At 73.2% G+C, this 21,841-nt stretch carries 17 protein-coding genes; 9 read left to right on the top strand and 8 right to left on the bottom strand.

Translation table 11 applies throughout. The features are described 5' to 3' along the window. The coding region (locus ACWEOZ_RS40730; protein ID WP_451916029.1) for a DEAD/DEAH box helicase at nt 1-1,434 on the bottom strand (1,434 nt) is incomplete at its 3' end. 84 nt (nt 1,435-1,518) lie between these two features. Next, a complete protein-coding gene (locus tag ACWEOZ_RS40725) occupies nt 1,519-1,809 on the bottom strand; it encodes a YiaA/YiaB family inner membrane protein (RefSeq protein WP_451916028.1) in 291 nt (96 codons plus the stop codon). Between the two features lie 77 nt (nt 1,810-1,886). Between ACWEOZ_RS40725 and ACWEOZ_RS40720 the strand changes: the two genes are divergently transcribed. From ACWEOZ_RS40720 to ACWEOZ_RS40695, 6 genes are all read left to right on the top strand, one after another. Next, nucleotides 1,887-2,816 (top strand): FAD-dependent oxidoreductase, encoded by a 930-nt coding sequence (locus ACWEOZ_RS40720; RefSeq protein WP_451916027.1) that lies wholly within the window; start codon nt 1,887-1,889, stop codon nt 2,814-2,816. A gap of 103 nt (nt 2,817-2,919) precedes the next feature. Next, complete coding sequence (locus ACWEOZ_RS40715; protein WP_451916026.1) at nt 2,920-5,010, top strand: PhoX family protein; 2,091 nt, start codon at nt 2,920-2,922, stop codon at nt 5,008-5,010. Nucleotides 5,011-5,166: 156 nt separating this feature from the next. Then, entirely contained in the window at nt 5,167-5,517 is a 351-nt protein-coding gene (locus tag ACWEOZ_RS40710) for an STAS domain-containing protein (RefSeq protein WP_451916025.1), read from the top strand. Then, a complete protein-coding gene (locus ACWEOZ_RS40705) occupies nt 5,514-6,512 on the top strand; it encodes an MEDS domain-containing protein (RefSeq protein ID WP_451916024.1) in 999 nt (332 codons plus the stop codon). Before ACWEOZ_RS40710 ends, ACWEOZ_RS40705 begins: the two co-directional genes overlap by 4 nt. A 108-nt stretch (nt 6,513-6,620) precedes the next feature. Then, complete coding sequence (locus ACWEOZ_RS40700) at nt 6,621-7,439, top strand: DUF4142 domain-containing protein (protein WP_451916023.1); 819 nt, start codon at nt 6,621-6,623, stop codon at nt 7,437-7,439. A 133-nt stretch (nt 7,440-7,572) separates the two neighbouring features. Then, a complete protein-coding gene (locus ACWEOZ_RS40695; RefSeq protein ID WP_451916022.1) occupies nt 7,573-9,678 on the top strand; it encodes a PhoX family protein in 2,106 nt (701 codons plus the stop codon). Nucleotides 9,679-9,686: 8 nt separating this feature from the next. Here the strand turns inward: ACWEOZ_RS40695 and ACWEOZ_RS40690 are convergent, their stop codons facing one another. The 5 genes from ACWEOZ_RS40690 to ACWEOZ_RS40670 form a co-directional block, all read right to left on the bottom strand. Continuing rightward, nucleotides 9,687-10,154 carry a hypothetical protein gene (locus ACWEOZ_RS40690; RefSeq protein ID WP_451916021.1) on the bottom strand — a complete coding sequence of 156 codons (468 nt, stop codon included), beginning with the start codon at nt 10,152-10,154 and terminating at the stop codon, nt 9,687-9,689. A gap of 202 nt (nt 10,155-10,356) precedes the next feature. After that, nucleotides 10,357-11,427, bottom strand: a complete 1,071-nt coding sequence (locus ACWEOZ_RS40685) for a hypothetical protein (protein ID WP_451916020.1) — start codon at nt 11,425-11,427, stop codon at nt 10,357-10,359. After that, nucleotides 11,424-12,128, bottom strand: coding sequence for a TIGR03943 family putative permease subunit (locus ACWEOZ_RS40680; RefSeq protein ID WP_451916019.1), 705 nt, complete (start codon nt 12,126-12,128; stop codon nt 11,424-11,426). The genes ACWEOZ_RS40685 and ACWEOZ_RS40680 overlap by 4 nt, the downstream gene beginning before the upstream one ends. Beyond that, a complete protein-coding gene (locus ACWEOZ_RS40675) occupies nt 12,125-13,174 on the bottom strand; it encodes a permease (protein WP_451916018.1) in 1,050 nt (349 codons plus the stop codon). The genes ACWEOZ_RS40680 and ACWEOZ_RS40675 overlap by 4 nt, the downstream gene beginning before the upstream one ends. 95 nt (nt 13,175-13,269) lie before the next feature. Beyond that, entirely contained in the window at nt 13,270-14,742 is a 1,473-nt protein-coding gene (locus ACWEOZ_RS40670) for a GGDEF domain-containing protein (RefSeq protein WP_451916017.1), read from the bottom strand. A gap of 76 nt (nt 14,743-14,818) precedes the next feature. On the opposite strand from ACWEOZ_RS40670, the gene ACWEOZ_RS40665 reads away from it, so the two are divergent. Further along, a complete protein-coding gene (locus ACWEOZ_RS40665; RefSeq protein WP_451916016.1) occupies nt 14,819-15,994 on the top strand; it encodes an acyl-CoA dehydrogenase family protein in 1,176 nt (391 codons plus the stop codon). Here ACWEOZ_RS40665 and ACWEOZ_RS40660 read toward each other — a convergent pair whose 3' ends face one another. Next, nucleotides 15,995-16,675 (bottom strand): GNAT family N-acetyltransferase, encoded by a 681-nt coding sequence (locus tag ACWEOZ_RS40660; protein ID WP_451916015.1) that lies wholly within the window; start codon nt 16,673-16,675, stop codon nt 15,995-15,997. A gap of 112 nt (nt 16,676-16,787) precedes the next feature. On the opposite strand from ACWEOZ_RS40660, the gene ACWEOZ_RS40655 reads away from it, so the two are divergent. Both ACWEOZ_RS40655 and ACWEOZ_RS40650 read left to right on the top strand, forming a co-directional pair. Next, nucleotides 16,788-20,969 carry an nSTAND1 domain-containing NTPase gene (locus ACWEOZ_RS40655; RefSeq protein WP_451916014.1) on the top strand — a complete coding sequence of 1,394 codons (4,182 nt, stop codon included), beginning with the start codon at nt 16,788-16,790 and terminating at the stop codon, nt 20,967-20,969. A 10-nt stretch (nt 20,970-20,979) separates the two neighbouring features. Further along, entirely contained in the window at nt 20,980-21,795 is an 816-nt protein-coding gene (locus ACWEOZ_RS40650) for an SDR family oxidoreductase (RefSeq protein WP_451916013.1), read from the top strand. Nucleotides 21,796-21,841 lie beyond the last annotated feature (46 nt).

Below are 21,841 nucleotides of genomic sequence, written 5' to 3'. Positions count from 1 at the left end.
GGCCCCGGCCGGTCCGCCGCGGCGCTCGGGACGCTCGGGACGCCGGCCGTCGCGGCCCTCGGGGCGGTCCCGGACCATCTCGCGCGGGGTGGGGATCTCCTGCTCGTCGACGTCGCCGCCGGCCGCCTCGTGGGCCAGCTTCACCGCGGCCAGCGCGACCGTCTCGATGTCGAACTCGCTGGTCAGCGACTCGATGACGACGCGGAAGCGCTCCAGGTCGTCGGTCTGCAGGCTGCTCTCGAGCGCCGCCCGGGTCAGCTCCAGGCGCCGGGCCCGCAGGTCGGTGACCGTCGGGACCTTCTCCAGGGTGATCCGCTGGCGGGTGAGCCGCTCGATCGCCTTGAGCATCCGGGACTCGCGGGGCTCGGCCAGGGTGATCGCGGCGCCCTCGCGGCCCGCGCGCCCGACCCGGCCGATGCGGTGCACGTACGCCTCGGGCGCCGACGGCACGTTGTAGTTGACCACGTGGGTGAGCTGCTCGACGTCCAGCCCGCGGGCGGCCACGTCGGTCGCGACCAGCAGCTCGGTGCTGCCGCCGCGCAGCCGGCCCATGACCCGGTCCCGCTGGTCCTGGCTCATGCCACCGTGCAGAGCCTCGGCCCGGTAGCCGCGCCCGTTGAGCGTCTCGGTGACCTGGTCGACCTCCTCGCGGGTGCGGCAGAAGACGATCGCGGCGGTCGGCGCCTCCACGTCGAGCACCCGGCCCAGCGCGGCCGGCTTGTGCGCCCGGGCCACCACGTACGCGCTCTGGCGGACCAGCGGGATCTCGCCGGGGGCGGAGGCCTCGCGGCCCATCTGGATGCGGACCGGGTCCTTGAGGTGGCGGCGGGCGATGCCGTCGATGCGCGGCGGCATCGTCGCGGAGAACAGCACGGTCTGCCGGGTCTGCGGGGTCTCGGCCAGGATGGCCTCGATGTCCTCGGCGAAGCCCATGTCGAGCATCTCGTCGGCCTCGTCGAGCACGACGGTGCGCACGTCGCTGAGGTCCAGCGTCTCGCGGCTGATGTGGTCCAGCACCCGGCCGGGGGTGCCGACCACGACGTCCACCCCGCGCTGCAGGGCCTGCAGCTGGCGTCCGATGGGCTGCCCGCCGTACACCGGCAGGACGCGGACGCCCAGGTCACGGCCGTAGCGGTGGACCGCCTGGGAGACCTGCTCGGCCAGCTCGCGGGTGGGCACCAGCACCAGGGCGGCCGGGCCGCCCTTGGCATCAGGCTCCAGACGGTGCAACAGCGGCAGCGCGAAGGCCGCGGTCTTGCCGGTGCCGGTCGCGGCCTGGCCCAGCAGGTCGTGGCCCTCCAGCAGCGGCGGGATGGCCTCGCGCTGGATCGGCGTCGGCTCCTCGTAGCCCAAGCTGGTCAGTGCCTTCAGCAGCTCGGGACGGAGCGCCAGACCGGCGAAGCCTGTCGCGTCCGCGAACAGGTGCTCGCTCATTATCTCTGCTCCGGATCGATCGTGCGCCGGTCACATCGGTGACCGGCATCAACGACGACAAGGATACGGGGCCGGCATCCGGGCTCAGCCGGCCGGGACCTTGAACGGGTCGTGGTCGGCCAGCAGCTTGTCCAGCCGGGCCTGGTCGACCCGGCGGACGACGGTGCCCGCGTCCTGCATGTCGCGGACACATTTGGCCAGGGTGAACGCCGATGTGACCACGTAGAGCAGGCCCACGGCGAGAAAGGCGCGGATCCAGCTGCCCACCGGCAGGTACGCGATCCCGGTGGCGACCGCGGTCAGGGACAGGGCGAAGGAGGCGACGGACTGCACGTGGAAGGCGGTGGTGGTCCTCGGTTGCGGATTGGTGTCCATGCCGCAGTCTGGTCCGGGCGGTCGTACCTCCGACTGAGCCCGAGTACTCAGAGCCGGGTTACGACAGGATGACGGACATGGCGGACGTGGTCGTGGTGGGCGGCGGCATCATCGGTCTGACGGCGGCGCTGCGGCTGCGTGAGCGGGGCGCGGCGGTGACCGTGTGGACGCCGGAGGATTCCGCCCGGACGGTCTCCGCGGTGGCCGCCGCCGCCTGGTACCCGACCCGGACCGGCTTCGACGAGCGGATCCTGGCCTGGGCCGCGGCGACCTACGACCAGTTCCGCCGGGACGCCTTCGACGGGGTTCCCGGGGTGCTCGTGCGCGAGACCCGCAACCTCGAGCGGTCCGGCGCGACCGGCGAGCCGTGGTGGGCGCCGGCCGCGCGGGACGTGCGCTATCTGCGGGCCGAGCCGCCGTGGACCAGGGAGGTGCGCTTCCGGGCGCCGCTGGTGGAGATGGGCGTGTATCTGCCGTGGCTGCGCGAGCGGCTCCTGGCCGCCGGGGTGCGGGTGCGGCGGCGCCGGGTCGACCGGTTGGAGGAGGCGCTGGTCGAGGCGCCGGTGGTGGTCAACGCGACCGGGCTGGCCGCCGGCACGTTGTGCGGTGACCCGGAGGTGGTCCCGGCCCGCGGGCAGATCGTGCTGGTGGCCAACACCGGCATCTACACCTCCGTACGCGACGAGGGGGAGCCGTCGACCTACGTGCATCCGCGCAGCCGCGACGTCGTGCTGGGCGGGACCTGGCAGGAGGGGGACTGGAACACCACGCCCGACCCGGCGACGCGGGACGCGATCCTGGAACGCTGTGTGGCGCTGGTGCCCGAGCTGGCGGGCGCGCCGGTCGTGGGGGAGAAGGTGGGACTGCGCCCGGTGCGGCGTGGCGGCCCGCGGGTGGAGGCGGAGAAGTGGCCGGGCGGGACGGTGGTGCACGCGTACGGGCACGGCGGCGCCGGCATGACGCTCTGCTGGGGCTGCGCCGACCAGGTCGCCGAGCTTGCTCTCTGACAACGGCCGTTCACCTTCCGTTCACCTTCGCCCGCGACTAGGCTCAGGTTTCCACGGCATCGATCTTGATGAATCATGCAGAGTCGCGTGAGGAGACCCTCCGATGACCGACCGACCCCGCCTGCTACCCATCCTCGGCCCGGCCGGGCATGCCGGTCGCGACCCGAAGACCTGCCTGTACCGCTGCGGCAACGCCTGCGACCATCCCGTGCCCAACGAGTCCGCCAACCCGTACCTCGGTGACGTGGTCGACACCGCGATGTCGCGCCGCGGCGTGGTCCGCGCGGGCGCGGTCGGGGCCCTCGTGCTCGGCTTCGGCGCCGTGCCGGCCGCCGCGGGTGCCGCGCCGGCCGCCGAGCCCGCGGCGGTGCCGAAGCACGGCGGCGGGCACGCCGGAGCGCTGACCTTCAAGCCGATCCCGCCGAACGAGCTGGACACGGTGATCGTGCCCAACGGCTACGACAGCGCGGTGGTGATCCGCTGGGGCGACGCGATCCTGCCCGGCGCGCCCGGCCTGGACGTGCACCGGCAGACCGCGCGCCGCCAGTCCGCGCAGTTCGGCTTCAACAACGACTTCCTCGGCGTGCTGCCGCTGGGCCGCGACGGGCGCCGGGCGCTGCTGGTGGCCAACCACGAGTACACCAACGAGGAGCTGATGTTCCCCGGCTTCACCACTCAGGAGGCGCTGAGCGTCGAGCAGGTCCGGGTGGCGATGGCCGCGCACGGCATGTCCGTGGTGGAGCTCGAGCGCGTCGGCGGCACCGGGCAGTGGCGGCCCGTCGGCGGCCGGCGGCCGTACAACCGGCGGCTCACCATGCTGGACACACCGTTCCGCTTCACCGGCCCGGCGGCCGGCACGGCGCTGCTGCGCACCGCGGCCGATCCACAGGGCCTGACCCCGATCGGTACGCTCAACAACTGCTCCGGCGGCGTCACCCCGTGGGGCACCGTGCTGTCCGGCGAGGAGAACTTCAACCAGTACTTCGTCGGTGGCGACGCCGCCCCGGCCGCACTGAAACCGGCCCTGGCCCGCTACGGCATCTCCACCACCACCCGGGTGCCGGACAAGTCGCGGCGCTGGGACCGCGCCCAGGAACGCTTCGACCTGGCCCGGCACCCGCACGAGGCGCACCGCTTCGGCTGGATCGTCGAGGTCGACCCGTTCGACCCCGGCTCGAGGCCCCGCAAGCACACCGCGATGGGCCGCTTCAAGCACGAGGGCGCCAACGTCATCGTGGCGAAGAACGGCCAGGTCGCCGCGTACATGGGTGACGACGAGCGGTTCGACTACCTCTACAAGTTCGTCTCCGCGAAGAAGTTCGTGCCGGGCGGCTCGGCCTCGGCCCGCCGGCACAACCTGACGCTGCTGGAGTCCGGGACGCTCTACGTCGCGAAGCTGACCGGTGACAGCCCGGCGGCGGAGATCGACGGCACCGGCAAGCTGCCGTCCGACGGCGCTTTCGACGGCCGCGGCACCTGGATCAAGCTGGTGTCGGGAGACCGCTCGTACGTGCCGGGCATGACCGCCGCCGAGGTGCTGACCTTCACCCGGCTGGCCGGTGACGCGGTCGGCGCCACCAAGATGGACCGGCCCGAGGACGTGCAGCCCAGCCTGCGGACCGGCAAGATCTACGCGGCGCTGACGAACAACGTCAACCGCGGCGTGGGCACGAACGCGGGGCCCGACGAGGCCAACCCGCGCCGGGAGAACAAGCACGGCCAGATCTTCGAGCTCGTCGAGGACGGCGGCGACCACACGGGCGAGACCTTCACCTGGTCGTTGCCGATCGTCTGCGGCGACCCGGCCGATCCGTCGACGTACTTCGCCGGTTACGACAAGAGCGCCGTCTCGCCGATCTCGTGCCCGGACAACGTGGCCTTCGACAGCGCCGGCAACCTGTGGATCGCCACCGACGGCAACCAGCTGGGCAGCAACGACGGCCTGTTCGCGACCGCGATCGAGGGTCCCGAGCGGGGTCACCTCAAGCAGTTCCTGACCGTGCCGCCGGGGGCCGAGACGTGCGGGCCGTTCATCACCGGCGACGACCGCTCGGTCTTCACGGCGGTGCAGCACCCCGGTGAGATCACCGGCGCCACGCTGGACGAACCGGCCTCGACCTGGCCCGACGGCGACTTCGCCAAGCCGGCCGTGGTGGTCACCTGGCGCCTGGACGCCGGCCCGATCGGCAGCTGACCGGGCCGGCCCCGGAAACCCCGGCGCGTGACGGGCTCGCGAACCTGCGGGCCCGTTACCCCTTTCGTGGCAGTGGGTTGCGGCCCGGCCGCCCGCGTCGGACCCTGGTGGCGGCAGCGTGCCGAGGGTGCCGGTCGATGGCGGTGGTTGTGATCTATGGAGCGGCAGTCGGAAGTCATGGCCGGCTGCGAGGCGGTGTGGTCGGCCGGGTGGATCGCGGTGTCCGGCGCGATCGACGCGGCCAGCGCACCCGTGCTCGGGCAACGGATGCGTGCTCTCGCCGGTCCCGGACAGCTCGACGCCGATTTCCGCTCCGTCACGTTCCTTGATGTCGCCGGTGTTCGCATGCTCGCCGAGGTGGGCGCCACGGCTCATGCCGTAGGCGCGACCGTGTGTCTGCAGTGCTCACCGGCAGTGACGGAGATGTTGACCTTGTGTGGTGTACGGGAGCTTCCCGGCGTAGTGCTGAACCAGGGGAGCCACGACAGCCCAGGGAGCCGACAGTGATCAGCCTGGCCGATGGCGGCCGCTCGGGGACCTTCGACCACCGCGCCCTCGTCCTCGACAGGGACGACACCGTCGACCGCGTGCTGCTGCCGTACCTCCGCCGGAAGATCACGTCCGACGAGGCTGTCCTGATGGTCGTCGGCGCCGACACCGAAGCGACCGTCCGCGACCGGCTGGGCCCGGATTCCCACGCCCTGCAGTGGGCGCCGATGAACGCCTTCTACCAGCGGACCGGCTTCACCTACTCCAGGTTCCTGCGGTATCTGCGGGAGCGGCAGTCCCGGCAGGAAGTCGTGCACATCGTCGCCGAGCCCGATGTCGTGACCGATCCCGATGCGCCGGTGGACCGGGCGGACGCGTACCTGGGTTACGAGGCCATGGCCAACGAGGTGTACACCTGCTACCGCTGCTCGATCACGTGCGTGTGGCACGGCGGCCGGCAATCGCCGTCGGTCATCGACGCGGTCCGGAAGGTCCACCAGCGTGAGCTGAGCGCACAGGGCGTCGTGGACAACCCCGGGTACGTGGCGCCGGGCGACTTTCTCGGCGAGCGGGCGCATGCCCCGATGACGGCGGTTCCCCCGGTCACGGATGTGGACCTGACCGTGTGGCACGTCGAGGAGATGGCGGCCTGCCGCGCCGCCGTCGCCCGGTGGGCGGCCTCGCAGCACTTCGTACCCACCGCGGTACGGCAGGTGGTCACGGCGACCAGCGAAGTGGTCACCAACGGGTTGAGGCACGGCCGGCCGCCGGTACGGACACGCGCGTGGAGTCAGAACGCGACGCTGATCGTCCACGTCGACGATCACGGCGGCCGATGCATCCCCGTCCACGCCGGTTACCGGCCGCCGGTCAGCCCGGCCGATCCGGCCGGACTGTGGGTCGCCCGCCAGCTCGCGGACGTCCTCACCACCCGCACCGACGGTGGCCGGACCGCCGTACGGATGTACTTCCCGTACGCGGTGACCCACCGCAATCTCCGCGTGCCCACCTGACATCCGCCGCCCGGCCGGCGCGGATATGTCCTCGCGTTGATCCGAAACAGCCCGCCATCCGTATTCCGGCTCACCAGGATCATCGAAGAACCATGGCCGGAGGTTGACGTGTTCGCGGTCGATCGGATGTGGCGTCACCTGGCGAGCACGGCACTGGCCGCGGTCGCCCTGCTCGTGTTCGACCCGCAGATGGCCAGGGCCGAACCCGGCGTACCGGTGCCGCCCAACGGCCTGCTCACCGACCGCGGCAAGGGTGACCTCTCCGAGGCCGACCGTGATTTCACGGTCAAGGTCCGGCTGGCCGGGCTGTGGGAGATCCCGGCCGGCGAGATGGCCCAGGAGAAGTCGCAGGACCCGCGCATCCAGAAGATCGGGCGCGACATCGCCACCCAGCATGTGGCCCTCGACAAGCTGGTCGTGGCCGCGGCCAAGAAGCTGGACGTCACGCTGCCGAACAAGCCGAACGCGGACCAGCAGAAATGGCTCGCCGAGATGCGCGACGCGGAGGGCGAGGAGTTCGACCGCGTGTACATCGACCGGTTGCGGGCGGCCCACGGCAAGATCTTCCCGGCCATCGCCTCGATCCGGGCCGGCACCCGCAACGACACGGTGCGCAAGCTCGCCCAGCGCACCAACCAGTTCGTCATGACCCACATGACGCTGCTGGAGAGCAGCGGCATCGTCGACTTCGCCGCGCTGCCGACCGTGCCGCCGCCGGCCGCCGCCACGGGTGGAACCGCCAATGCCGCGCAGAACCAGACACCGGCGAGCTCCGCCTCGGCCCTGTCGGTGACCCGGAACCCGGTGCCCGCCATGATCCTGATCGCGATCGCGAGTGCGGCGTTGACCGCCTTCGTCCTGCGGTACTTCATGCAGAACTCCCGCCGGGCCTACCGGCGGCCACGCCCCAGGTACTTCGAGTCCTGACCCGGGCACCAGCCGGGTCGTCGTGTTCATCCGGCGTTCACCGTACGTCCGGTCCCGCTCCAATCGCAGCTCTTAGCGTCAGGCGACCCCGTCCGTGACGGGGGCCATATTGCCTGCGAGGAGCTCTGCCCCGATGACTGAACGACCCCGCCTGCTGCCGCTGCTCGGCCACACCGGGCGCGACGCGATGACGTGCCTCTACCGCTGCGGCAACGCCTGCGACCACCCGGTGCCCAACCGGACGGACAACCCGTACCTCGGCGACGTCGTGAACACCGGGATGTCGCGCCGCGGAGTCGTGCGCGCCGGCGCCGTGGGCGCGCTCGTGCTCGGCTTCGGTGGCACGGCGGCTGCCGCGGCCGCTCCCGCGTCGGCCGCACCCGCACCCGCCGCCGCGCCGGTCGCCGAGGGACTGCTCGAGACCCGCGGCAAAGCCGGACCGCTCACCTTCAAGGCCATCCCGCCGAACAAGCTCGACAACCTGATCGTCCCGAACGGCTACGACTCGGCCGTGGTCATGAGCTGGGGCGACCCGGTCCTGCCCGGCGCTCCGGAGTTCGACATCACCGAGCAGAGCGTGCGCCGCCAGTCGGCCCAGTTCGGCTACAACAACGACTTCGTCGGGGTGCTGCCGCTGGGCCGCGACGGGCGCCGGGCCCTGCTCGTGGTCAACCACGAGTACACCAACGAGGAACTGATGTTCCCCGGCTTCACCTCCCTGGACGCGCTCAGCGTGGACCAGCTCAGGATCGCGATGGCGGCCCACGGCCTGTCCGTCGTCGAGCTGGAGCGGGTCGAGCGCACCGGGCAGTGGCAGCCCGTCCGTTCCCGGCGGCTGCCGTACAACCGGCGGATCACCGCCCTGGATACGCCGTTCGCGTTCACCGGCCCGGCCGCCGGCTCGGTGTGGCTCAGGACGGCTGCGGACCCCAAGGGCCGGACCGCGATCGGTACGCTGAACAACTGTTCCGGCGGCGTCACCCCGTGGGGCACCGTGCTGTCCGGCGAGGAGAACTTCAACCAGTACTTCGTCGGCGGTGACGCGGCCCCCGAGGCGCTCAAGCCCAAGCTGGCCCGCTACGGCATCTCCACCACGGCCCGGGTGCCGAGCGGCTCGCGGCGCTGGGACCGGGCCCAGGAACGCTTCGACCTGGCCCGGCACCCGCACGAGGCGCACCGATTCGGCTGGATCGTCGAGGTCGACCCGTTCGACCCCGACTCGACCCCGCGCAAGCACACCGCGATGGGCCGCTTCAAGCACGAGGGCGCGAACGTCATCGTGGCGAAGAACGGCCACGTGGTCGCGTACATGGGTGACGACGAGCGGTTCGACTATCTCTACAAGTTCGTCTCCGAGGGCAAGTACCTGCCCGGCGACTCGGCCCACGCCCGCCGGCACAACCTGACCCTGCTGGAGTCGGGCACCCTCTACGTGGCCAAGCTCGGCGGCGACAGCCCGGCGGCGGAGATCGACGGCACCGGCAAGCTGCCGTCCGACGGCGCCTTCGACGGCCGCGGCACCTGGATCAAGCTGGTGTCCGGCAACCGCTCGTACGTGCCCGGCATGACCGCCGCCGACGTGCTCACCTTCACCCGGCTGGCCGGCGACGCGGTGCTGGCGACCAAGATGGACCGCCCGGAGGACGTGCAGCCCAGCCCGCGGACGGGCAAGATCTACGCGGCCATGACCAACAACTCCAACCGCGGCGTCGGCACCAACCCCGGCGTCGACGAGGCCAACCCGCGCAACGCCAACAAGCACGGCCAGATCTTCGAGCTGGTCGAGGACCGCGGCGACCACACCGGGGAGTCCTTCACCTGGTCGTTGCCGATCGTCTGCGGCGACCCGGCCGATCCGTCGACGTACTTCGCGGGCTACGACAAGAGCGCCGTCTCGCCGATCTCGTGCCCGGACAACGTGGCCTTCGACAGCGCCGGCAACCTGTGGATCGCCACCGACGGCAACGCGCTGGGCAGCAACGACGGCCTGTTCGCGACCGCGATCGAGGGATCCGAGCGGGGTCACCTCAAGCAGTTCCTGACCGTGCCGCTGGGCGCCGAGACCTGCGGGCCGTTCATCACCGGCGACGACCGGTCGGTCTTCGTCGCGGTGCAGCACCCGGGCGAGATCACCGGCGCGAGCGTGGAGAAGCCGGCCTCGACCTGGCCGGACGGCGACTTCGCCAAGCCGTCGGTCGTGGTGACCTGGCGCCTGGACGGCGGCCCGGTCGGCAGCTGAGCCGGCTGTCAGCTCCCGGCGCCACCCCGGCGCCGGGAGCGGTCCTGCTCCCACCGATCCGGCTGCCGGCCGTCCCGGTCCCAGCCGAGACGGACGGGAGACACGTCCGGCTCCTCCGGAGGCTTCTGCCAGGCCCGCTTCATCATCTCCCGCGTCCTCCCGCTGAGCAGTGCGGCGAAGCCACCGATGACCGTCAACGGCATCATGATCAGGGTGCGGGCCGGGTTGCCGTCGTCGGCCGAGCCCCCGCGACGGTACTGGATGACCAGGGCCAGTCCGGCCAGCACGACGTACGCGATGGAGACCACGTCCCAGCGCAGCGAGGCGATGAACTCACCCCAGTGCGGACCGTCGTGCACCGGCCGGTTGAGCACGAACGACGCGACGCCGTTGACGACGACGTACGACGACGCCAGCCATACCCCCTGGATCGCCAGAACGGCGATGCTGACCACGGTGGCCACCAGGACCTGCACCGGGCCGATCCGCCGCAATCTTGTGTAAGCCCTGGTGGTGGCCTGAATGCCCTGGCGGGGCGACCCGCCTTGGTCGCGAACGCCCGGTGGTTCGCTCACGAAGCAGCCGCGCACCGCGGGGATCCCGCAGCCATGAATCATTGCGGCATTCCGGGCGGCCGGACAGCCGTCGCGCACTGATGATCGGCTATGGCCGCTTCGGCTACACGGTGCGCAGGTCCAGGGTGTGCCAGATCAGGTTGTCCTGGTCGCCGGTGGCCCACCAGACCACGCCGTTGCGGCTGAAGACGCCGTCGACCGCCGCGCTGATGTCCACCGTGCGGTCCGTCTTCAGGTCGTAGATCAGCAGGCCGGCCGTACCGGTCAGGTCCGAGTCCGGGCCGGTCTCCGACAGCAGCTCGAAGCGGTCCAGCGCCGCCACATCCGGGACCGCCGCCCCGGCCGCGCTGCCCGCCACGCGCCGGCGGGCCGAGCCGTCCGGGTGCATGAGGTCGATGCGGGCCAGGCCGTCGCCGTTCATCACCAGGACCCGGCACCACGCCGCGGAGCAGGTGATCAGCTCCGGGCCGGTCGTGCGGACCGGGGTGTCCTTGTTGGCCGCCAGGTTGCGCAGGACCGTCGTGCCGGACTGGTCGCCGCCGCCGTTGGTCAGCCAGGGCCAGGTGGTCAGTGCCCAGGTGCCCGGCTCCTCGCGGACGGCGACCGTGCCGCCGGTCAGGGGGACCGAGCGGATCTCGGTCATCTGCTCGCCCTCCGGGGCAGCGGCGGCCCAGTGCACCCGGCCGTCGGCCAGCACCAGGTCCCACTGGGAGCCGAAGAAGACCGCGTTGCCGGTGTCGGTGGAGAGGCGCCGGGCCGGCCCACCGACTTTCGCGGTCCAGATCTCCAGCGGAGTGCCGTCGGCGGACTCCGTCCACACCAGGTCGTCGCCGTTGACGGTGAAGGCACCGAACTCGGGGTTGCCCGACAGCGGACGGCGGCGCAGCTCCCGGACGGTTTCGTCGGCGTTGCGCACGAGCAGCCGCTCGGCGGTGCCGTCGGGGCTGGGCGCGGTGCCGACGCTGGTGCGGGCGTCCAGGAACAGGCCCGGGTGGTAGATCGGCCCGTCGCGCAGGTTGCCGGGCAGATCGGCGCGCTGGGCCCGGGGCCAGGCGGCGGCCAACCCCACCCGGGCGGCGGGGGTGGGGTCCGGCTTGTCCGGGGCGAACACGAGCAGGGCAGCGCCCGCGGCGAGGGCCACGGCGAGCGCGGCCAGGGCGCGGAGCGGGGTCACTCGTACTGCTGCTTCGGTACGGCGATCTCCTGCCAGGACGCGACCTGCAGGTACGGCACCTTGGCGTCGTTGACCGGGTCCTGCTCGGTCTTGTCGGTCCACGTGCCGACCACCTGGATCCAGGTGTCCGCCGGTACGGCCGCGGGCACCTCACCGCTGAGCGCCACCTTGATCGGCCGGCCGTCGGCGGCGCAGCACGACATCACCATCCGGGCCAGCATCGGTTCGCCGTCGCGGCCGGGCGTGACGAAGCCGGTCAGTCGCAGGTTGCGCCCGGTGAGGCTGCGGCCGTCGTCGAAGACCGCCCGGGAGGCGTAGTCCAGCAGCCCGAGATCGACGGGGTCGCCCGCCGGCAGCGCCGGATAGTCCGAGTCCGTGCCGGGGGCGGTCAGCACCGTGCCGGCCTGCCCGGCCGCGTCCGAGCCGAGCGCGGGCGGGGCCACCAGCAGCAACCCCAGGACGGGGAGCAGCAGCAGCCACCCGACCTTCGGCTCGTGGTGGTGCTCACCGTGCGCCTGGGCCTTGCCGCGCAGGTCGTACCAGAGGGTCAGCACGGCCGCCGCGACCAGCAGCAGGCCCGCGCCGATCAGGAAGGGCCGCAGGCCCTCCTTGACGTAGCGCAGGTACAGGTCGGAGAGGCTCGCCTTGAGGATCGCACCGCCGAACAGCAGCATGATCACGGCCTGGGCCTGCTTGTTCACAGCAGCACCGCCCCGATGCCGGTGCCGACCAGGATCGCCGCGGCGAACGTGGCCGGGGCGAAGCGCACGGAGAAGCGCCGGCCGAAGACCCCCGTCTGCATGGCGATCAGCTTGAGGTCGACCATCGGGCCGACGACCAGGAACACCAGCCGGGAGGTCAGCGAGAACTGGGACAACGACGCGGCCACGAAGGCGTCCGCCTCGCTGCAGATGGACAGCAGGACGGCCAGCACCGCCAGCGCGATGATCGACAGCACTTCCTGGCCGGCCAGCGTCTGCAGCCAGCTCTCGGGCACGACCACGTTGATGGTGGCCGCGGCCGCGGCGCCGAGCACCAGGAATCCGCCGGCGTGCATGACGTCGTGCCGGCAGGCGGCGACGAAGGCCTTGAGGCGGGAACCGTCCTCGTGCGGGCGGGCCGGCAGCTTGATCCATTCCGCCTTGCCCAGCCGCAGCCAGAGCCAGCCCATCGCGACAGCGACGATCAGGCTGGCCACGCCCCGCGCGACGACCATCTCGGGTCGGCCGGGGAAGGCGACCGCGGTCGCGGTCAGCACGATCGGGTTGATCGCCGGGGCCGCGAGCAGGAACGCCAGCGCGGCCGCCGGGGTGACGCCGCGGCGGATCAGCGACCCGGCGATCGGCACGCTGCCGCACTCGCAGCCGGGCAGGATCACCCCGGCCAGGCCGGCGGCGGGCACGGCCAGGGCGGGATGCCGCGGCAGCGCCCGGGCCCAGAACGAGCGCGGCACGAACACGGCGATGACCGCGGACAGCACCACGCCGAACACCAGGAACGGCACGGCCTGCACCAGCACCGAGACGAAGACGGTGGTCCAGGTCTGCAGCCGGGGCGCGGAGACCAGAGCGGCCAGCGGATTGCGGAAGACCACGAGCAGCACCAGCAGCCCGGCCAGGATCTCGACCGAGCCGATCCGGCGGCCGGGCGCCGGGCCGTCCGGGGGTGCGGGCGGGGCCGGGGTCCGGCCGGTGTCGTCACCGGGCGCGGCGTCGCGCCGGTCGGTGACGTCCTCGGGTGCGGTCACAGTGGTCACTCCGGATGGCGGGTGGGTCGGTCGGCCGCCGCCCACCATACCGACCCGCCCCGGCGTCCGGGCATCCCGCAACGGCGGGAGTCACCCTATGCTGAGCTGCGCATATGTTCACGTGACGAGGCGGCGGCGATCTGGTTGCGGCCGGCTGCCTTGGCCTCGTACAGGCCGGCGTCGGCCCGCTGGAGGAGATCCTCCGAGGTCTCGGCGCCGTTCCACTGCGCGACCCCGGCCGAGAAGGTCTGACCCAGCGGCGTGCGCTCCAGGGCCCGGCCGAGCACCTCGCGGGCCACCTCGACGTCGGCGCCGGGCAGCAGCACGACGAACTCCTCGCCGCCCCAGCGCGCCACCGTGTCGCCCTGGCGCAGCGCGCCGTGCCAGGCCGCGCTGGCCTCCTTGAGCAGCCGGTCGCCGGCGGGGTGGCCGTAGCTGTCGTTGAACTTCTTGAAGTGGTCGAGGTCCAGCAGCGCGACCGCCAGCGGGGCACCGTCGCGGCGTGCGTGCTCCAGGGCCCGGGGCAGCTCGTCGTTCCAGGCGCGGCGGTTCGGCAGCCCGGTCAGCTCGTCGGTGCGCGACAGCTCCCGGACCTGCCGGGTCTGCAGCTCCACCTGCCGGACCAGCTGGGCCATCCGGGTGACGACCAGCAGGAACAGGGCCGTGCAGCCGATCACGATGGCCACGCCGTCGGTGATCGCGCCGTGGTAGAGCTGGATGGCCAGCAGCGCCGGGGCGATCAGCGACGCGGTGGTCAGCAGGACCAGCTGGAGCTTGCCCAGCCGCGGCGGCTGCGGCGCCGCGGTGACGCCCACCTCCCGAGCGCCGGAGTGGAGCGCCGCGATGCCGAACAGAGTGAACGCGACCAGGAACACCTCGTCCAGACCGCGGCGGAACCACAGCACCTCCTCCAGGTGCCAGCCGACGTCCCCGAGGTTGCCCAGCACCACCCAGGCCGTGTCGCCGACCAGGAACGCGCCCAGCGAAGCGGTGATCCACCAGAACGGCGCGCCGCGGCTGCCGCCGCTGCGCAGCAGCCGGGTCATCATCGCCAGCAGCAGCAGGTCACCGACCGGGTACGCGACCTGCACGGTGCGCCCGAGCATCGACATGTCCGAGTCCTGGGCGGCCGGGTGGATCACGTACACCCAGGCGAGCAGGGCGAGACCGGTGGTGATGGTGGTGGCGTCGACCATCGCCGTCCAGTTGCGCCGCCGGTCGCGGCGCCGGATCAGCAGGGCCATCCCGAGCGCGCAGGCCGGATAGAGGACCAGGAAGAACGGGTCGGACGGGGTGGGCAGGTCGACCCAGCCCAGCACCTGTTCGCTGTAGACGGCGACGCCGATGCCGGTGGCGTTGCTGAAGACCCCGGCGGCGAAGCACCACCAGGGCAGCCGGTCGGTCAACGGCAGCCGGCGCACCCCGACGAGGATGGCGGCGGTGCCCGCGTACCCGATGACGACTTGCCAGATGCTCTGCCACCAGCCGTTCTCCGGGATCAGTTGGTAACCGGCGATGGCGAGGGCCATCGCGGCGGCGTAGAGCTTCCAGGTGCGGCCACTCGTCATCTGTTCAGGAGAACCCGGCTGCGGTGCCGACCCGGGAGCGGTCCCGGTGCCGGGCGGTTGCACCTACGATCGGGCGGTGCCGACGATTGATTCGCATGACGCCGCCCTCACCGCCGCCGCTGACGTCGCCGCGGCGCTCGCCCCGGGGGTGATCCAGCGCGACCGGGACGGGGCTGCCGCCGTACCGGTGGAAGCTCTGGCGGCCCTGGACCGCTCGGGGCTGCTCGCGATCACCGTGCCGGCCGCCGACGGCGGCCCGGCGCTCGGCCCGGTCACGCTGGCCGAGGTCACCCGGGTCATCGCCGCGGTCGACCCGGCGATCGCCCAGGTTCCGCAGGCTCACTACCTGCTGGTCGACGTGCTCGCCGCGCACGGTGACGCGGCGTTGCGGGCCCGCCTGTTCGGCGACGTGCTCGCCGGCCGCCGGATCGGCAACGCGCTGGCCGAGCGCGGCGGCAAGCACGCCCAGGACCTGTCCACCCGGCTGAAGGACGGCCTGCTCAGCGGCCGTAAGTACTACTGCACCGGTGCGCTGACGGCGGCCTGGATCGCGGTCAGCGCGCTCGACGGCGACGGCCGCCTGGTCCTGGCCTTCGTGCCGCGCGACGCGGACGGCGTGACCGTCGACACCGACTGGGACGTGATGGGGCAGCGGGCCACGATCAGCGGCACCACGACGTTCGAGGACGTGCCGGTCGAGCTGGTCCTGGACTACGCCGGCGCCTTCGAGGTGCCGCAGCAGCTGGGCGCGCGGGCCCAGCTGGTGCACGCGGCGATCGAGGTCGGCATCGCCGAGGGCGCGCTGCGCGACGCCACCGCGTACCTGCGGGAGAAGGCCCGGCCGTCCACCGAGGCGGTGCGGGCCGGTGCCGCCACGGCGGCGGGCGATCCGCACGTGCTGCACCGGTACGGCCGCACGGCGACCCGCGTCCGAGCGGCGGCAGCCCTGCTGCGCGAGGCGGCGGCCGTCCTCGAGGAGATCGGGCTCGTCCCGGCCGACGCCGAGGCCGCCGCCCGCGGTTCCCTGGCCGTGGCCACCGCCAAGGCGTTCGCCAGTGAGGTGGCGGTCGAGACAGCCTCCGAGCTGTTCACGATGTGCGGCACCAGCTCGACGGCGGCCAAGTACGACCTCGACCGGCACTGGCGCAACGCGCGGACGCACAGCGTGCACGACCCGCTGGACTGGAAGTACCACCACCTGGCGGCCTGGGAGCTGGCCGGCGTGCAACCGCCGAACCACGGGCAGCTGTGACTACCCGGCCGGCTCCAGCCGGTACGCCGCGAACACGATCGGCGACCGGACGGTGAAGCCGAGCTGCTCGTAGAGCCGGATGGCGCCGGTGTTGGTGCCCGCCGCGTGCAGGAACGGCACCTCACCGCGCGACCGGATGCCGGCCACCACCGCCCCGATCAGCCGCGTCGCCAGCCCGGCCCCGCGGTACGCCGGGTCGGTGCACACCGCGCTGACCTCGGTCCAGCCGTCCAGCCGCATCCGTTCGCCGGCCATCGCCGCGAGCACCCCGTCGCGCCGGATGCCCAGGTAGGTGCCCAGCTCGGGGGTGCGCTTGCCGAACGGTCCGGGCCGGGTCCGCTGCACCAGGTCCAGCATCTCCGGTACGTCGTCGGCGGTCAGCACCAGCGCCTCGGGGTCCGCCGCGCCTCGCACGCCGGGCCCGATCAGCTGCACTCCCGGTATCCCGCCGACGTGCGTCCAGCCGGGCTGCCCGGCCAGTCCCGGCGCGGCCAGCAGCGGCTGATGGCCGGGCCCGGCCAGCGCGGCCAGGTCACGCCAGGCGGCCGGGTCGGCGGGATCGTCGACGGCCGCGAACGGGCTGACGTCGCTCAGGTAGCGGGCGCTGCGGCCGTGCCGCTCGGCGAGGCCGGCGTGCGGGCCCGTGAGGGCGGCCCAGGCGGGATTGTCCAGTACGTGCACGCCGCCGATTCTGCCCGGTGCCGGGCCGCCGGGCGCAGGCATTTGTGCCGCCTGCCACAGTGGACCGTCCGGATATAGTCGGGTGTCGTTGCCGAGGGGGATCGGAGCACGCGTGGCGGAGCTGGGCCGGCCGGGGTCCGCGGTGGTGCGGTTCCGCGACGGCGACGGCACGGTCGTCGGCGCCGGGTTCCTCGTCGGCGACGGCCTGGTCGTCACGTGCGCGCACGTCGTCGCCGCCGCGCTCGGCCGCGACGAGCAGCAGCGGCCCGGCGGTCCGGTCGCCCTGGAGTTCCCGGTACGCGGCCCGCTCGGCCCCGCCCGGCGCACCGCCGAGGTGATCGGCTGGACCCCGACCCGCCCGGACGATCGCGGGGACATCGCCGTGCTGCGCCTCGACGACGACCTGCCCGAGGGGGTGCGCCCGCTTCCGCTGAGCCCCGGACCGGTCCCGTCCGGGGCCGGGATCAAGGCCCTCGGCTTCCCGGACGACCTGTCCGAGCAGGGTATCTGGGCGTACGGCCGGCTCCGCGACGAGCAGGCCACCGGCTGGCTCCAGGTCGACGCCGTCTCCGACGCCCGGGCGATCAGCCCCGGCTTCAGCGGCACCCCGGTGTTCGGGGCCGATTCGGGCGCGGTCGTCGGCATGGTCGTCGCGGTGGTCGGCGACGCCCGGCACACCACGGCGTTCCTGCACCCGGTCCGGACGCTGCTGGCCGAGCACCCGGAGCTGCAGCACGCGCAGGCCTCGCCGTACCGGGGGCTGGCCGCGTTCGCCGAGCGCGACGCCGAGTACTTCCGGGGCCGCGACGAGCTGATCGAGGACGCCCTCGGCAAGGCCGCCACGCATCCGCTGCTCGTGCTGATCGGGCCCTCCGGCAGCGGCAAGTCCTCGCTGGCCCGCGCCGGCCTGCTGCCCCGGCTGCGGGCGCGGGGCCGGACGGTCGTCACGGCCCGCGTGCTGCCGGACGAGCCGGCCGCCGTGCTGCTGGCCCGGATCCGCGGCGAGCTGACCGGCTCACCCGCCGACGGGCCCGAGCCCCCGGCCGGCCGCGTCGCGGAGCAGCTGCACGACGGGCCGGCTCTGGTCCTGCTGGTGGACCAGCTCGAGGAGGCCGGCCCGGACACCGCCCGGACGGTCACCGGATATCTCCACCACCTGGCGGAGGCGGCCGGGACGCTGCCCGACGGCTCACCCCGGCTGCTGATCGTGCTGACTCTGCGCGGCGGTCAGCTCGACGCGGTCGCCACCGGGGAGACCGCCGAGGCCATGCAGGCCGGCCTGGTGCTGGTCGCGCCGATGACCGCCGGGCAGCTGCGCGCGGCGGTGACCGCGCCCGGGGCTGCGTTCGAGCCGGGCCTGGTGGAGCGGATCGTCACCGACGCCGGTACGGAGCCCGGCACCCTGCCGCTGCTGGAGTTCACCCTGGACCGGCTCTGGCAGCGCCGCGAGCACGGTCTGCTCACCCACGCCGGCTACGACGAGCTGGGCGGGGTCGAGGGTGCGGTGGCCCGCTACGCCGACCGCACGTACGAGCGGGACCCGGTCAGGTCGCGCCGGCTGCTGGTGCTGCTGGCCGGTCCGGACGACGACGGGCTGTTCCGCCGCCGCCCGCTGCGCCTGGCCGACCTGCCGTCCGGGTTGCGGCCGACCCTGGACCGGCTGGTGGCGGCGCGGCTGGTCGTCGTCGGGCCGGGCGCGGCGGGGGAGCCCGTGGTCGAGCTGGCCCACGAGGCGCTGATCCGGGCCTGGCCCCGGCTGGGCGAATGGCTGGAGCAGGACCGCGCCTTCCTGACCTGGCTCACGGAGATCCGGCGGACCGCCCGGGGCTGGACGGAGACCCAGCGGGAGCCGGATGCCCTGCTGCGCGGGGCCGCGCTGACCACGGCAGCCCGCTGGGTCCAGGACAGAGGCCCCGACCTGGGCGCGGACGAGGCGCAGTTCGTCCACGCGAGCGTGGCCCAGGACCACCGCCGGGCCCGCCGCCGGCGCAGTGTGACGGCGGCGCTGGTGGTGCTGACCCTGCTCGCCGGCGCGTTCGCGCTGGGCGCCCAGCAGCAGACCGGAGTGGTTCGCGACCAGCTGCGCACGGCGGTCTCCTGGCAGCTCGCCGACGACGCCGAGCGGTTCCGGCGCAGCGATCCGGCCACCTCCCTGCAGCTCGCCCTGGCCGCCTGGCACACCCAGCAGACCCCGGAGGCGTACGGCGCCCTGTTCACCCAGTACGCGACCTACGAACCGGTGGAGCGCCTGTTCACCGGCCTCACCGCCACTCCGGACGCGCCGATCTCCTCGATCTCCACCAGCCGGGACGGATCCGTGGCCGTGGTGGTCGACGAGTTCGGCGGCGGCACGCTCTGGCGCGGCCTGGCCACCGGGGAGCCGCAACGGGTCAGGCTCGCGCCCGGCCCGGCCCAGTACGTCGGCGGCAGTTTCCAGGTCAGCCCGTCCGGCCGCTACCTCGGCTACGCCAACGCCCTGGGCGGGGTCTACGTGCGCGACATCACCCGGCCCGACCTGCCGCCGGTCGACCTGGCGCCGTCCGGGCCGGACGGCGCGCACGGCCAGACGGTGGTGAAGTCGCTGCGGTTCGCGCCCGACGACAGCCGCCTGCTGGTGCTGCGGACGGACTTCGGGGAGACCAGCGCCGAACTGCGGATGTGGGACCTGCGTACCCGCGCAGTGGTGCCGGATCTGCCGCCGACCGACGGGGAGCTGGTGCCGTCGGGGGCCTTCTTCGGTCCGGAACCCGGCACTGTGGTGTTCAGCTCCTTCGATTTCGTCGCCGCGTACGACCTGGGCGGCCGGCGCGAGCCGCGGGTCTTCCGGGGCGGCGACGACCGCCTGTGGGTGGCGGCCGGGGGTGCTGTGGTCCTGTCCTGTGCCGAGGGCCGGGTCACGGTCCGCGACATCGGCACCGGCAAGGTGGTGCGGACGATCGGGCTTCCGGGTTGTTCCGGTCTGGAGATGGACGCCGCGAGCGAGTTCGCCACGGTGGCCAAGGTCGAGGGCGGGGACCAGGGGACCAGCGCGACGCTGGTGGTACTGGATCCCCGTACCGGGGAGGTGCACCGGGCACCGGCGCCGCCGGCCAACTTCATCACCGGGTTCACGCCGATCGGGCGGCTGGCCGTCCGCCGGGGCCCCGGCGGTCCGCCCGGTGCGCTGATCGCGGACGGGGTCCAGCTCTACCGGCTGCCGCTGGGCCCGCCGGTCACCCTGGAGGCGACGAACGGAGACACCCTGGACCTGAGCGGGCGCACGCTGGTGACGCCCGACGGCGCCCATCGCGTGCGGTTCGACAACCGCAGCGGGCGCATCACGGTCGTGCGGGCGCGGACGCAGCAGCAGGTCGGGGCCATCCCTGCCGAGCGGCTCCCGAACATCGGCTTCTTCCACGGCTTGCCGCACGCGATCACCGGCGACAGCAGGCGCCTGCTCACCGCCCACCACGGACAGCTGATCGTCTACGCCCTGCCGGCGTTGACGGTCGAGCATCGCGTCCGGCTGCCGGTCCCGCCCGGCCTGGGCGCACTGCCGATCACCGACAACACCGCCGACGACTGGGCCGGCTCGGTCGTGCCGATCAGCGACGCCGAGGCCATCGTCCTGTACGCCGGCGTGCTGACCCGCTGGAACGTGGTCACCGGCACGCCCATCGGCGAACCGCTGGAGCTGCGCGCGGGCCAGGCGCAGGGCGCCCGCAGCCGGGCGGCGCAGCTGGCCTTCGCCTCGGGCCGCCGGCCGGGCTTCCCGGACCAGATCGCGGTGGTGATGCCCGGCGCCACGGTGCAGATCTGGAGCCTCGACCGCCGCCGGGCTCTGGCCACCTTCCGGGTGGACCCGACCGAGGACGCCAACTCCGTCATCTTCAACCCGGACGGCTCACGGCTGGCAGTGAGTCTGGAGAAAGGGCTCGTGGCGATCTGGCCGGTGAGCGACCCGCAACGGACGCCGTGGACCATCCCCGTCGGCGTGAGCTCCACGGTCCTGGGTTTCACCCCGGGCCCGGACAGCCACCTGGTCACCGTCGAGTCGCTGGCGGCCACCGAGCTGAGCTTCTGGGCGGTCCGCAGCGCGAAACGGGTGGCGGTGCTGACCACCCCGTCCGGCAGCCGGCTCCGGCTGCAGGGCGACGACCTGCGGGTGGTCTCCGACGGCTTCACGCGACAGCTACGCGTGGACCCGCAGCTCTGGTACCGCAGTCTGTGCGAGCTGGCCGCCCGGCCCTACACGGCCGAGGAGACCCGGCTGCTGCGCGAGCGTAAGGCCCCGGTCGACCGGCCCTGCCCGTAACGTCATGGTCATGCGTGCAATCGCCGTCACCGGCGCGACCGGTCAGCTCGGCGGCCGGGTCGCCCGCCGTCTCGCCGCCCGGGGCATCGCGCAGCAGCTGCTGGTCCGCGACCCCGCCCGCGCGCCCCAGTTGCCCGGAGCCACCGTCACCCGGGCGGGCTTCACCGACCGCGACGCCGTCCGGGAGGCCCTCGCCGGGGTACCGGTCGTGCTCATGGTGTCGGCGTCGGAGAGCGAGGACCGCGTCGAGCAGCACCGGGCCTTCGTCGACGCCGCGGCCGCCGCCGGGGTGGGCCATCTCGTGTACGTCTCGTTCGTCGGTGCCGCCCCCGATTCGACGTTCACCCATGCCCGCGACCACTGGCACACCGAGCAGCACATCCGGGCCACCGGGCTGCCGTTCACCTTCCTGCGCGACAACCTCTACGCCGACTTCCTGCCGTACCTGGCCGGAACCGACGGGGTCATCCGGGGACCGGCCGGCGACGGCCGGGTCGCCGCCGTCGCCCAGGACGACATCGCCGACGCCGCGACCGCGGTGCTCACCGATGCCCCGGCCCACGCCGGGCACACGTACGACCTGACCGGCCCGGAAGCGCTGACCCTGCACGAGATCGCGGCCCTGCTGTCGGTCACCTACCAGCCCGAGACCGTGCCGGAGGCGTACCGGTCGCGGAGCGCGTCGGGCGCACCCGGCTGGCTGGTCGACGCGTGGGTCTCGACCTACACAGCCATCGCCGCCGGTGACCTGGCCGCGGTCAGCGACGCGGTGCCGCACCTGACGGGCCGACCGGCCACCTCGGTGAGCGAGTTGCAAAAGCGCTAGCGTCCGCCGCGCGCCCGCCCTAGTGTGGCGGGGACCAGCGGAGCCC

The organism is Actinoplanes sp. NPDC004185 (assembly GCF_053603475.1).
Note: the sequence above shows the minus strand (reverse complement) of the source record. Positions and strands in the feature narration are given on the sequence as shown.